Origin of the sequence: Shouchella oshimensis, from assembly GCF_004375095.1 — a bacterium.
GTDB lineage: Bacteria > Bacillota > Bacilli > Bacillales > Bacillaceae_D > Shouchella > Shouchella oshimensis.
Map to the genome: position 1 here is coordinate 124,178 of NZ_SNUX01000002.1, position 14,184 is coordinate 138,361.

A 14,184-nucleotide genomic window follows, 5' to 3' on the forward strand; every position below is an offset into this window, starting at 1 on the left:
ATTCTCTACTTACTATTACAACGTTTTACTTTATTATAAGCCATATGTAAACCGTAATATCCGAAAAGTGGCGTGGTGCTTCAGCTAACATGACATTTTTCTGTCGTTAGTTGGTGGAAAAGATTATTTATCTTGTGACAGGTGTACTTTGATGATTGAACGATAATGAAGTTTTAAAAATCGAAAAAAGGCTATGTTCTAATGGATAATTACTTTTTGAAAGGTTTGGTATTTATGAAGAAAACAACAACGTTAATGGCTACCTCTATTTTTATGGGCTCACTTTTATTTACGGCTTGCAGTGATTCAGATATGAACGAAGAACCTACTGAAGAAGGTACTACTAGTCAAGAGAGCACAAATGATAATGCTCAAACCAATGATCAAGAGGAAGAAACGATTGGTGAAAACGCTGGAGAAGACCAAATGGATTTAAAGGTTGGAGATACTGCAATTATGCACAGTAACATCTCATCATTTGAATTTACGTTGAACAGTGTTGAAATAGTTGATGAGGTAGACGGTGAAATGTCTGATTTAGACGCGTTTGTTGCGGCCTCCATTACGATCAAAAATATAGGTGACGAACCTATTGATGCAAAAGAAAATGCTGGTTTATTTGAATATACGGCAAACCTTGACGGGTCCGGATTCGGTGATCAAGCTGAATATACTGAAGAATATCAGGGTGATGCCATTGAAGGGGAATTAGCTCCTGGAGAAGAGGTTACAGGCACTGCTTTGTATACGAGCTACATAGAAGATGAGAATTACATTCGTGTAAAAGCTGGCACGGCTGGGACTGGATTAATTAATAACGCTGTCTTTACTTTAAGTGAAGATGAGTTAATCAAGTAAAATATTCCGATTAAGCCCTTGAATGTAAGGGCTTTTTTTGCGTGAGTTTCCTCGAAAGATGGGGAAGGTAGTTAAGAACTTTAGGTTTGTGGTCTTTTTTCGATGAAACATTCTATTCTGAAGGGTTACTTCAAAAAGGCGCTCACATGTTAGTGTTAATAATTTATCCCTTTCCAATGGATTGCCATCAACAGAGGTCGCGTTCTTAATTGGATAAAAGGATATAAAGTTAATAGGTCTAAAGGTTCTATTAATTTACTTATATTATTTCAGTTTGCAAATAATAAACAATTCCCAATAAATAAGTCTTTTTATCAAAATCATATAATGACTGAGTTGAATGTGTAATCAATAACAAAATGATTGATCTGTTGTAAAGTCTTGCGTACTAGTAAATTATTCTTATTCTTCTAGAAATAAAACTTTAGATCTATTTAAAATCCTTGTTATTACAATCGTTTTAGTATAATACATTGATTTATCATTCTATAATTTGACAGAATGTTTAACGATGCTATGATTTGTGTAAATATATGGACTAAAAATGCACCTTTTGACGTTTAATCGTATTTATTGTCCTATATATTACTAATTTAATTTTGGGGAGGGTTATATGAGAAGACAGAAAGGGGTCAAAAAAAGTTTTATTGTTATTCTTATTTTTCTCATTCTTTTTTCGCCTTATGGACAAATTGGTTTAACACAGGCTTCAGAAAGAGAATTTAATGAAGAAGTTGATATCTCTGTTAAGGGGGTACCAACAGAAGAACAGGTTATTCTTAACGTCGAAACAACCTATTCTAATTTGGTTAATTTGGAGTTTATTCTTCCAGATGGTATCAAATATGATGAAGAGAGTACAAAAGCGTTAAAGTCTGATAGTACGATGATCTATAGTAACGAGGAGAATAGTTTAAATATTCATAAAGAAGAATCGTCTCCTCTATCTGCGACTATCATTCTAACTGGCTTTCATGTAGGTGAGAATAGTCTAGAAGTTAGAGGCCATCTTAATGACGGCAGTACGAAGAGCCTTGACTACTTTGTCACAGTGGAATCAGATCGTTCCGATGCAGATGAAGGCTTAAATGAATCTGGTACAGAAGAGAATGAGGAAAACCATTCTGGTCAATCAGACGCAAATCGTTCTGGTGACGATGAAGGTGTAGAAGAAGCTAACCCTGAAAGTGACAAGTCCGAAGAATCAAGCGATGTGACTTCAGAGGACTCCTCTTCAGAAGAAGAGGAAGAAGATTCTAAGCAACAAGAAGAAACAAATCAAGGTGAAGATGGGAATGATGATCAGGACGAGCCTATTTTTAAACCAATGGTGGGAGATTTAAACGTAGATATTGATATCTCGCCGTTAAATGCTAATGTTCTTGCAGGAAACGATGCAGCATATAAGCTGGTTTTTAAAACAACAGGTTCTGTCACAGAATACACAAACGCCATCATAACAGTTGATCTACCACTTTCAAGTGAAGTGAATTTTAATCAATCATTGTCAGAATTAAGAATAGCTGGTGTGGAGCCAACTTTTAATTCAGAATCAAGCCAATTAATCTATCAATTTGATACGTTACAAGCCGGGCAAACCTTTGAAAATGTTATTAAATTGCAAACAACGAATGGATTGATAGCAAGTGGTACAGAGTTAGATGTGCAAGCATCTTTTGAAGCAGATCAATTTGAACCAGTACAAGATAGAGCGACTGTGGTTATTGATGCTTCAACCACGATCTCTGCGTCTAAGCGATATACGGAAGCTAGGGGAAATGATCGGAATATACCAATTCCTAATTCGCAAACAGTCTGGGAAATGAACGTAGACATCCCTAAGAATAATATTGGCCAAAATTATTTGGAGCCGGGCTCCCAGATTACCGTAGTCGATACGCTACCAAATGGTCTATCCTATCAATCTACCATTACAGGTCCTGAGCCTGAACAAAATGGTAATACTTTAGTATGGACATTTGAAGCGCCAAGTGTTGAAGAGCAAGAAGCGGCAGAAGGTACACTATTTAACACGGAGTTAGAGGTTGTCTTAACGGTAGGTGGGAATACAGTTGATCAAACATTAACGAATAATGTTGATGTAAGCGCTACATTTATTGGAGAAGATAATGAAAACTCGGTAAATGCCAACCACAGTGTCACAATTGCTGATTCTGATAAGGCGACGGGTGAGATAAGAGGAAGTGTGTTTATTCCTGGACATATCGGCCCTATCGATGATAGAGGAAATATTGGTTCAAATACGAATAGAGATCCGAATCCTCTTGTTTATGACGATGCGCTCTTAGCTTTTTATCATAATATATCTCCTTTACATGAAAGTAATGAAGGGGATTTTAGAGCATATACAACGGTCATGAACATTGATGAAAATTTAGTTTTCAAAGAAATGAGAACTGGGGGAACGGCGGCTAGATTTATATATAGACCTACAAACCAATTCCCAGATGGTGTTCCGTTTGTAGATCCTCCTCGCTTTAATATTGAGGCGGACGTGAATGGAGAACGACTAGTTTTAATTGAAAATGCTGATATTGGGAGAATTTACAGTAGAAGTGACTTAGGAATTGATGCAGATGCAAGAGTCAGTGCAATATATCTAAATTTCACGCATGCTCCTAGTGGCATGGGTGGGGCTCATCCAACATACTATTTTGAGGTTGAACCAGGCTATGTTGGAAGTGTAACAAACGAATTTGATGTATTTGGTATCGGGGGAGAAGGCACTCGTTTTGGCGAAGGTACTGGTGGTAGGCATTACGGTTCAAATACAATTGCCACTCCACGTTCTGCTCAAATCGCTCCACGACCAACAGATCAACCGCCAATTGCTACAGTGGATGTAGAATTAACAAATCATCAAGGATCCTATGTAGATTTTGGTGATAACCGTATGCGTGTAAATTTAAATACGGAAAATAGTTCGACATTAGCGATGAGTGAGCCATTAGAGGCAATGGTGCTGTTACCACCTGGTATCACCATATCTGATGATCCAGACGCTGAATTTATTGATGCGGATGGAAGAGCTTCAGGTGGATCTCATGACATTGTAACTGATAATTACAATGATACAGGGCGACAACTTGTTAAGTTTAATTGGACAGATCGTCTACTTAGACCAGGTAATAATGTAGCCTCTGAGATTAATGTTCAGATCAATGAAGGGGCAGCAAATGTCCTTACCTTTGATGTTTATGGTTTCTCAGGAGATGAGGCATTAACGGTCCCATCTGTTGATAATCCAGGACATACAGATACCGTTTTACAGACGGATTCAGAGGATTTAAATGAGAATGGAAACACAGACCAACCCCGATTGAAATCAGGCAACGAATATTATATAAGTGGTCAGTATAATATCCAGACAGAGAAGCTTGTCAGAGGAGAATTAGATGACGAATTTACGACGTTTGGAAGAACGGTTCCTGGTGGGGTCATTGATTATCAATTAACCCTAACGAACACAACGGGAAGTACAATTTCTACGATGACATTGATGGATGTATTGCCATCTATTGGTGACTTAGGGATTACGGATAATATTGACCGTGGTAGTCAATTCACACCGCAGCTGACAGAAGCGATTCAGCTTCCGTCACAATGGGCAGATCGAGTGGATGTGTATTATAGTACAGCACTCACTCCAGAACGAAATGACTTAATTAGACATACCAACTACCCTGACACAACAGAGCAACTATCTAATCCTGAAGGGGCACAGGCACCGAATTGGGTCCTAGCATCTGAGGTCGATGATTGGTCTTCTATTCATTCCTTTAAGATTGAGCTTAGTGAGGGAGTAGAATGGATTGATGGAGAAGATATCGCTATTGCTTTCTCGATGATGGCTCCAGAAGCAGCAGACGTTGACTCGAGTGTATTGGATAAAACGGTTAACCCTACGCAAAGAGCCGCATGGAACTCTTTTGCCATCGCGACAGATCAAGGACAACCTGTTGAACCAGCAAGGGTTGGCGTGTACATGGATTTAGATAACTCTGTTCAACTAACTAAACAGAGTGAGGATGGAGAGCTCCTTGAGGGAGCCGTGTTTACGCTATTTAATGAGGCTGGTGAAGAGGTAGCTACCGGCTTAACAACCGATGAAAATGGTATTCTTTTCATTGAGGATCTTTTGCCTGGAAACTACGAATTAGTTGAAACACAGGCGCCAGTGGGTTATGTGTTAGATGCTACACCGATTCCTTTTACCATTGATTTGGCGGTTCAAGAATTAATTGAACTGATAAAGGAGAATCGTCCCGTACCAGGATCTGTAGAACTTAGTAAAGTCGGAGAGGATGGCGAAACGCTTGAAGGAGCTGTTTTCAGCCTATTCGATTCCGATGACAATGAACTCCAGACAGGTCTAACCACAAATGAAGAAGGTTTACTAGTCGTAGAAGACTTAGTACCAGGCAGCTACTATTTTGTAGAGACGGAAGCACCATTTGGTTATGTGTTAGACGATACACCATTACCATTTGACATCGTCTTTAACCAAGAAGCACAGGTAGAAGTAACGAAAGAAAACACGTTAATACCAGGTGCGGTTGAACTGACGAAGGAAGATGAGGATGGAACGATTCTTGAAGGCGTAGAGTTTGAACTTCAGGATCGTGATGGCAATACAATACGAGAAGGTTTGCTTACGGATGAAGAAGGTAAACTTTTCATTAATGATTTAACACCGGGAAGTTATCAATTGGTTGAAACAGCAACACTTCCAGGTTATCAGTTGGATCCAACACCGATCCCATTTGAGATTGGCTTAGGTCAAACAACCGTAACGGAAGTAAGCTTTGTGAATGAGTTTACATCAGGGTCTGTCGGTTTAACGAAAGTCGGCGAAAGTGGAGATACACTTGAAGGAGCTGTTTTCAGCCTTTTCGACTCTGAAGATAACGAATTACAAACAGGTCTAACGACTAATGAAGAAGGTCGATTGGTTGTAGAAGATCTAGCACCAGGCAGCTACTACTTTGTTGAGACGGAAGCACCGTTTGGTTATGTGCTGGATGATACGCCATTAGCATTTGACATCGACTTTAATCAAGAAGCGCAACTGGAACTAACAAGAGAAAATCTCTTGATTCCTGGAGCAGTTGAATTAACGAAAGTGGATGAAGAAGGAGTCCTTCTTGAAGGTGTAGAGTTTGAGCTTCAAGATGCTGACGGAAATGTGTTACGTGAAGGATTACTTACAGATGAAGAAGGTACACTCTTTATTGATGATTTAACTCCAGGAAGCTATCAGTTGGTGGAAACAGCAACGCTCCCAGGATATGAACTGAATCCAACACCGATTCCTTTCGAAATTGGTTTAGGGGAGACGACAGTAGGAGAACTTAGCTTCATTAATGAGTTTACGCCAGGGTCTGTTAGCTTAACAAAAGTTGGGCAAGACGAGGTATTGCTTGAAGGAGCGGTCTTCAGCTTGTTTGATAGTGAAGACAATGAATTACAAACAGGTTTAACAACAAACGAAGACGGACAATTAGTTGTAGAAGATTTGGTGCCGGGTACCTACTATTTTGTAGAAACAGAAGCGCCATTCGGCTATGAGTTAGATGACACTCCGTTAGAGTTTGAGATCCTCTTTAATCAAGAGTCGCAGCTAGAATTAACCAAAGAAAACACGGTCATTCCAGGCGCTGTTGAATTGACGAAAGAAGATGAAGAAGGAACTCTTTTAGAAGGTGTAGAGTTTGCCCTCCAGGATCGTGAAGGGAATGTGTTACAAGAAGGCTTGCTAACGGATGAAGAAGGTACGTTGTTTATTGATGATCTAGTACCAGGAAACTATCAGCTAGTCGAAACAGCCACGATTCCGGGATATGTATTGGATTCAACACCAATCCCATTTGAGATTACACTTGGTCAAACAGAAACCGTAGAACGAAGCTTTGTAAATGAGTTTAGCCCAGGATCTGTCGGCTTAACAAAGGTTGGAGAGACCGGAGAAACACTTGAAGGAGCGGTTTTCAGCCTATTTGATGCAGAAGACAATGAACTTCAAACGGGACTCACTACGGATGAAGATGGAAGAATTTTGGTTGAAAATCTTGAACCAGGCAATTACTACTTTGTAGAGACGGAAGCACCGTTTGGCTATGAGCTGGATGATACGCCGTTAGAGTTCGAAATCGTCTTTAATCAAGAAGCGCAATTGGAACTAACGAAGGAAAACACCTTGATTCCAGGAGCGATTGAACTGACGAAAGAGGACGAAGATGGCACCGTTCTTGAAGGGGTAGAATTTGAACTTCAAGACAGCGAAGGAAACACATTGCGTGAAGGATTGCTTACAAACGAAGAAGGCAAGCTGTTGATTGATGATTTAGCACCAGGAAATTATCAACTCATTGAAACAGCAACGCTTCCTGGTTATGAGCTAGATCCAACACCGATAGTGTTTGAAATTGGCTTAGGAGAAACAACGGTAGGAGAACTTCGTTTTGTTAATGAATTCACGCCAGGCTCTGTCGGACTGACTAAGGTCGATCAAGAAGAAGAAACCCTTGAAGGAGCGGTCTTCAGCTTATTCGATGCAGAAGACAATGAACTTCAAACGGGTCTGACAACAGATGAAGAAGGACGCTTAGTCGTAGAAGAGTTAGCACCAGGGGCGTACTACTTTGTGGAAACAGAAGCACCATTTGGGTACGAGCTAGACTCTACACCACTCGAGTTTGAGATTGTCTTTAATCAAGAAGCACAGCTAGAAGTAACAAAGGAAAATGTATTGATCTTAGGTTCCGTTGCGTTAACAAAAGTGAACGAAAATGGAACCATTCTTGAAGGGGTAGAATTTGAACTTCAGGACACGGAAGGAAATACATTGCGTGAAGGGCTACTCACAGACGAGAATGGTGTGCTGTTGTTAGATGATTTAGCACCAGGCAGCTATCAATTCGTTGAGACAGCTACTCTTCCGGGATATGTGGTAGATCCAACGCCGATTTCCTTTGAAATTGAACTAGGTCCAACGGATATCATTGAATTGAACTTCATCAATGAATTTACACTAGGATCTGTCGGACTGACTAAGGTCGATGAAGAGGGAGAAACGCTTGAAGGAGCGGTCTTCAGTTTATTCGATGCAGAAGACAATGAACTTCAAACGGGTCTGACAACAGATGAAGAAGGACGCTTAGTCGTAGAAGAGTTAGCGCCAGGAATTTACTACTTTGTCGAAACAGAAGCACCGGAAGGGTATGAACTTGATAACACGCCGCTTGAATTCGAGATTGCCTTTAACCAAGAAGCGCAACTGGAAGTTATAAAGGAAAACTCTGCAAGCCTGGGCGCTGTTGAACTGACAAAAGTGGATGAAAAGGGAGAGACGCTTGAAGGAGCGGTCTTCACTCTATATGACTCTGAAGATAACGAACTCCAAACCGGTCTAACCACAAACGGAGAAGGCAAACTGGTGGTCAATGATTTATCCCCAGGTAGCTACTACTTTGTCGAAACGGAAGCACCGTTTGGATACGAGATTGATGAGACTCCACGATTATTTGAAGTAGAGTTTAATCAGCAGGAAGTTGTCATGATTGAGGTAGTCAATGAATTGATTCTAGGTCATGTCACCATCATTAAAGTGGATGCGGAAACCGATGTCACCTTACAGGGTGCGGAATTTGAAATCCGAGATGGAAATGATCAAGTAGTTAAGACAGTGACGACAAATGATCTTGGCTTAGTAAATGTACAGGATTTAACGCCAGGTGACTATCAATTGATTGAAACGAAAGCGCCTGAAGGGTATCAACAGTTAGTTGAAGCAATTGAGTTTACGGTGCAGGTTGGAATGGAAGAAATTCTAGAGCTAATCGTGCAAAACACGAAGCTGCCACCTGAAGAATCAACTCCTCCACCACCAACTGAAACACCAGATCCACCGACAACACCAGCGCCACCAGAACTATCCGATGCACCTCCAACGAGTGGATCATCAGAGGATGTTCCTAAAACATTGCCTCAGACAGGGGAAGAATGGTTTAGATATCTACTGATTGCAGGCTCATTTTTGATCATCGTTGGAAGTTTACTCATCGTATTTAATCGAAGGAAAGTGACCATGGCTTAAACAAGAGGAGGTGAGTTCAATGAGAAAGGCAAAAATAATAGCAGGAATGGTCTCCATACTCATTGGACTCATTCTTGTCTCTATTCCGTTTTATCATGAGTGGCAGACAGGAAAAGAGATTGACCAATTAACGCAGGCTGTAAATCTTATCTCGAATGAAGCAAGTGCTGCGGAGGTAGATGAGGAATTTGAGTATGCGAAGGATGTAATCTGGTTAGAAATTCCTGATATCGACCTTAACCAAATGATCTTGCCAGAAACCACGGAAGAAACCTTGAATCTAGGGTTGACCCAGATTAAACCTAATCAAATCCCCGGAGAAGGGAATTTTACCGTTGCAGGTCATAGAGGTTACAGGGGAGATCGTTTTTTTCGCAATCTACCAGACGTACCGATTGGGGCTACAGTGAATCTAATCGTAGAAAACAAAACATATACTTATGAAATTACCTCATCAGAGATTATTGAGCCTACGCAAACAGATATTTTGCTAGATGAAGAAGGAAAAAATGAAATTACGTTAATTACATGCACCGTTGATGGGAAACAACGTATTGCTCTTAAAGGGCTCCTGTTAACTTGACAGGAGAAAACTGTTAAGTTAACAGCATTAATAAAAAAAGCAGAACTTGATCCAATAAAAAGAGGCCATAAAGGCCTTTTTTTATTTGGAGCAAGGAATCATTATATGCGTATGAATGTGCCATCTAACCATTTTCAGTAGTCAGACCAACTGCTTTTTTTCAGAAATGACGAAAATGTCACATAAATCTTTAGTTTGTCATCTGAATCGCACGACCTAGAGTAAAGAAAGGCTTACAGTATAAATACCAACTTGCTTAGAATGTACGAAATTATACTTCTGAAAACAAATGAACTATAGCTAGAGAAGGGGGTTCAACAGTCACAGAAAGAAGACCATCGTAGAACTTGGCGCCATGCGTTACATCGTTATCGAGGTCATGTTAGCGGGGTTTATCAGTAGTACAAAAGCACTCGTGGAGGTGCTTTAATAGAGAGGATGAAAAAATGATGAAAAAAATAATTAGTGTGTTTCTCGTTTTACTTATCGCCATTGGAAGCCTATACTTCTTTTCCCGTGAGACCTTTGATCGCTTTAACCCACTACTAACGGAAGAGTATGTTTTTGCAGAGGTTCAAGGAGAGCCTAGTGATGATAACGGGCGGTACAAATATGATTTGGAAGGAATAAATGAAAGTAAAGAGACGAAACGAGTTGTGTTCAGCGCTAGTACGAGGCTCGAACCAGGCACATTTGTCAGAGTGCTCGCTAAAGGGACGTATTCAAAGCAATATGAGATGATCAATGAAAGTGAAATGCCTTAGGAGCACGTTCGGTGAAACAACTTATGTAAAAATTTTTCGTGATGCTAGAAGAAGCGTGTATTATACATTACGCTTCTTTTTTTATTTGATAAAATAGAACTGTACAGATCCAAGAACAAGAGAATGTCGAACAAATTAGGGTGGGAATCTAAATGAGTGATCAAGCAAAGAAACAGCCTAAATTCAATGAAAAAGATGCACATCGCTTTAGTCATCATCATAGAGAAGCGTTGGAAAGGGATAGGGCGTGTGGATGCTTCTTTTGCATCAAGGTATTTAACCCAAAAGAGATTCGTGAGTGGACGGATGAGAATCAAACAGCGATTTGCCCTTATTGTGGTGTGGATTCTCTTATAGGTGAGAGTTCTGGATTTCCTATGACAGTACCATTTCTAAAAAAAATGAAAGAAGACTGGTTTTAATAGTGGGTATTATGATGAGCCAAGAGTATGATGGGCTTCTCATGAAACGAATAAAAGATAAATGTAAATGGTCACAAAAGACAAATACATGATTGGAACAGAAACGACAATACGTCTGGTCACGAGACCGATAAGTAGCCCAAGGAACCATGTAACAAGAATAATAAAAGCTTGAGGGAAGACAAACGCATGGTCTGTATCATTTTCAGTAATGGTACCCGATGCCAGAAACATAGAGACAGCGAAAGCAATAATGAAACTAGGAATAGCATTGATCAGAATGATTTTATGCTCTCGTGATTTCATAGATAAATTCCTCCGTTTATTTTCGTTCTACTATCTTATGAATGTATGGGTGCACATCCCCGAACGGCTTTTAATAGATGAATCTTGAATGGTTTCGTATCGTTAAAAGGACTTCATTTAAGTCTGATGGGTGAATAGTAGTTGTATCGTAGACAAAGCGTTGGTCGATTTTTTTCCTTGCAAACATTTCAGCTAATTCTAAACACCTTGCACCCATTTGATGATCTTTTTCTCTTGAAGCGTCTCTTCTAATTAGCTCCTCAGGCTTGACCCGTAAGACTACATATTTTATTTCAACATGTTTAACTTGGGAATGAATTTTTTGGGAAAACGTTTCTACTTCTTCTGGAAAGGCGACGTAATCAATAATGACATGTTTACGTGCTTGAACGAAATTAATACTTAAATCAGCGATATTTTCCCATGTTAGTGTTAACGATGCCTCGCTTTCCCACGGTGGGAGATAGCCGCCAACAACCATATGATGAAGGAGATCTCCTTCAATATAAGCACTTTGTTTAAATTGTTTTGCGAGTTGGATGGAAGTGGTCGATTTGCCAACGCCTGCTGGTCCAGAAATAATATAGATGTTAGTCATTCGGTTGTCACCTGCTCCTTAATTTGTCATTAAATGTGAGACTAAGTCCGTGTCCATTTTTAGTATCCATTTCTCTCTTAATTATGTATTTCAGTTATTTTCCGTGTACGATGATTGTAAAAGGGATGTGTAATGTACGACTAAATAAAGAGGTGCGAAGGATGAAAGATTTTTATGAAACTCTTTCTTTTATGAATGAAACAATCTATAGACCCATTGGCTTAATAATTGGAAATATACAAGTGGAAGAGCAGAATGCTAAATATGGAGCGGGTGCATTTCAATTATCGCATAAATCGGTCCGATTTAGAGTTGCGAATAACACGCCAAACAAAATTGGTCAGTTCGTCGCTGTTTGGAAAAAAGATGATGAAAATAAAAATAGACCGTATACGTATGATGAAGCACTCGATTTATTGATTGTTACAGTGTTTAAAAATCGTTTTGAATTTGGTCAGTTTATTTTTCCAAAAGACATTCTTGTGAAGAACAATCTTTTAAAAACAGATTCAACAGAAGGAAAGATGGGATTTCGAGTATATCCTGAATGGGACAGACCTGAAAGTAGCCAAGGGTTGAAAACACAAAAATGGCAGCTGCCCTATTTTATAGATATGAAGGAAAAGAAAAGAACCGAATTACTAAAATGGTTTGGCCAATAAGCAATGTGCGGCATCCTCATTATTTAAGATGACTCCTACTAAAGCTTGGTAAGGGGAAATAAGGCTACTCTTCAAGCATTCATGTTTAAAATGGTTCGGAATGGTTGCTATTACAGAATGGACTTGGTACAGTTATCATTATCTAGTACCGACACTATAAAGAAAAGGAGTGATCATACCATGAAAAAGAAAATACTATGCTTTTTATCGATGGGTTATGGTTACTCGACTGCTGTTTTTTATTAAGTTGATGGATTTTGGTGAAGTCTGTCTAATGGATAAAAATACGCAGAAAATTTATAGTGAATGAGGTCATGATATGAAGAAAATTAGTCGAAATAATCCTGAATCGATGCCTAAACCAGTGGGAAATTATAGTCATGTTACGAGGGTACCGAAAGGTGCTGGATTGATTGTAACATCGGGGCAAGTGGGCACGGATATGAATGGAGAAGTACCTGAACAGTTAAACGATCAAGTAACAAATACATTTGACAATATGAAAAAGCTTCTCGAATCTGAGGGGTTGTCACACGATAGCGTTATAAAAGTCAACATTTGGGCGACAGAAGAGATTGATTGGGACTATTTTGACACGAAATGGGATGAATGGTTTCAAGGTGAATATCCTTCTATGACCATTGCCTATATCTCCGCATTAGGGTTGCCTGAATTAAAGATCGAAATCGAATTATGGTGTGCAGAGATTGAATAGTATGTAAAGAAAAGGAGCAGCCTCTGGCTGTTCCTTTTATGGCTTACGCTTTTTTTCCTTTTCGATTTTGTAAGAGGGATTGAATAATCCAAATAGTGGTAGGTACGATAATAGCACCAGCGACCATAGAGAACAAAATGCCCATTGGATTGTTTAAGTTAGTAGAATAAAAGATAAAGAGGAGGCATCCTACTAAAAACAAAGGGACGATGGCACTTGTCATAGTGACAAGTCGGTATTTCTCTTCAACCACCCATTTATTCTTGAATATGGTTAAGACCGTCCAAAGTATTGGAATGGTTATTGCACTTAAAGAAATTGCCGCAATGGCAAATGAAATCATTGGTACTCCTGAGCTTAAAGAGGATCCAGTCCAAGTAATCGCTGTTAAAACAAGTAGTGATAGAGCTATCCATTTAAGTGGATTTCCTAAGTGTTGATGTTTTTCAACAACGGTTTCACGATCGCTATAGATCGGTTTAGTCCCAGGAAGTGCTCTAAACAGGTGAATATCGCTATTAGAAGAAACAAGCGTCCAACCTGAAGATGCAAGTAAATCAACATATTCCTCACGCTCTTCTTCTTTTAGGGTGCGGTAGTCCACGCTATAAATATAGTCATCGCTTTGACCTTTTTCTAGCAAGTAGCCCATGAATGCAAACGACTTAACATGCCATCCCTTTAATGAATAGCGACGTAATTTCTCCATGTCCCGCTCCTCAGCAAATGCTAAGCCACCTGATGTAATGTATTTTGTTTGACTCATTTTTCGACCTCCTCCAATCCAGTTTCGGCTAATTGAACCATCAATTTTCTGAGCTTGATTTCTTCCTTTAAAACTTCTTTTCCATTCTCAGTAAGCAAGTAGGTTTTGCGCCTCGAATCTGTACCATCATGTAAATAAATCCACTCTAGTTTTAATAGCTTTTTAATGATGGTGTACATTGAAGCAGGACCTATTGTAATCATCCCCTTAGTGGTTTCTTCTATTAAATTCATAATGGCATACCCATGACGTGGTCTCGTTAATGAGGCCATAATGTAGAACATCGAATCGGTTAGTTGCTCGTTTGTTTTCATTTATTCACCTGCTAATTTGTATCGTAATGTGATATATCTATAATAAATATATCGTAATGTGATATGTGTGTCAATAAAAA

11 protein-coding genes are annotated in these 14,184 nt (G+C 39.4%); 7 read left to right on the forward strand and 4 right to left on the reverse strand.

From position 1 onward, the window contains the following. The first annotated feature begins 201 nt into the window (after positions 1–201). The 5 genes from E2L03_RS06755 to E2L03_RS06775 all read left to right on the forward strand — a co-directional run bounded on the left by E2L03_RS06755 (position 202) and on the right by E2L03_RS06775 (position 10,743). A complete protein-coding gene (locus E2L03_RS06755; protein ID WP_134258785.1) occupies positions 202–858 on the forward strand; it encodes a DUF4352 domain-containing protein in 657 nt (218 codons plus the stop codon). Positions 859–1,471: 613 nt separating this feature from the next. After that, positions 1,472–8,974, forward strand: coding sequence for a SpaA isopeptide-forming pilin-related protein (locus tag E2L03_RS06760; protein ID WP_134258786.1), 7,503 nt, complete (start codon positions 1,472–1,474; stop codon positions 8,972–8,974). A gap of 19 nt (positions 8,975–8,993) precedes the next feature. Next, positions 8,994–9,557, forward strand: coding sequence for a class D sortase (locus tag E2L03_RS06765; RefSeq protein WP_134258787.1), 564 nt, complete (start codon positions 8,994–8,996; stop codon positions 9,555–9,557). A 449-nt stretch (positions 9,558–10,006) separates the two neighbouring features. Beyond that, entirely contained in the window at positions 10,007–10,321 is a 315-nt protein-coding gene (locus tag E2L03_RS06770) for a YxeA family protein (protein WP_038475941.1), read from the forward strand. 152 nt (positions 10,322–10,473) lie between these two features. Further along, positions 10,474–10,743, forward strand: coding sequence for a cytoplasmic protein (locus E2L03_RS06775; RefSeq protein ID WP_134258788.1), 270 nt, complete (start codon positions 10,474–10,476; stop codon positions 10,741–10,743). Positions 10,744–10,782: 39 nt separating this feature from the next. Here E2L03_RS06775 and E2L03_RS06780 read toward each other — a convergent pair whose 3' ends face one another. Both E2L03_RS06780 and E2L03_RS06785 read right to left on the reverse strand, forming a co-directional pair. Beyond that, positions 10,783–11,049: a hypothetical protein gene (locus E2L03_RS06780; RefSeq protein WP_134258789.1), complete on the reverse strand. Its 267-nt coding sequence runs from the start codon at positions 11,047–11,049 to the stop codon at positions 10,783–10,785. A gap of 70 nt (positions 11,050–11,119) precedes the next feature. Further along, the gene (locus E2L03_RS06785) at positions 11,120–11,647 is read right to left on the reverse strand and encodes an AAA family ATPase (protein ID WP_134258790.1); all 528 of its coding nucleotides are present in this window, start codon (positions 11,645–11,647) and stop codon (positions 11,120–11,122) included. Positions 11,648–11,808: 161 nt separating this feature from the next. On the opposite strand from E2L03_RS06785, the gene E2L03_RS06790 reads away from it, so the two are divergent. After that, complete coding sequence (locus E2L03_RS06790; RefSeq protein WP_134258791.1) at positions 11,809–12,309, forward strand: MepB family protein; 501 nt, start codon at positions 11,809–11,811, stop codon at positions 12,307–12,309. Positions 12,310–12,628: 319 nt separating this feature from the next. After that, positions 12,629–13,024 (forward strand): RidA family protein, encoded by a 396-nt coding sequence (locus E2L03_RS06795; RefSeq protein WP_134258792.1) that lies wholly within the window; start codon positions 12,629–12,631, stop codon positions 13,022–13,024. A gap of 43 nt (positions 13,025–13,067) precedes the next feature. On the opposite strand, the gene E2L03_RS06800 is transcribed toward E2L03_RS06795, so the two are convergent. Then, entirely contained in the window at positions 13,068–13,790 is a 723-nt protein-coding gene (locus tag E2L03_RS06800) for a DUF2812 domain-containing protein (RefSeq protein WP_134258793.1), read from the reverse strand. After that, on the reverse strand, positions 13,787–14,104 hold the full coding sequence (locus E2L03_RS06805; protein ID WP_134258794.1) for a PadR family transcriptional regulator: 318 nt from the start codon (positions 14,102–14,104) through the stop codon (positions 13,787–13,789). Before E2L03_RS06805 ends, E2L03_RS06800 begins: the two co-directional genes overlap by 4 nt. Positions 14,105–14,184 lie beyond the last annotated feature (80 nt).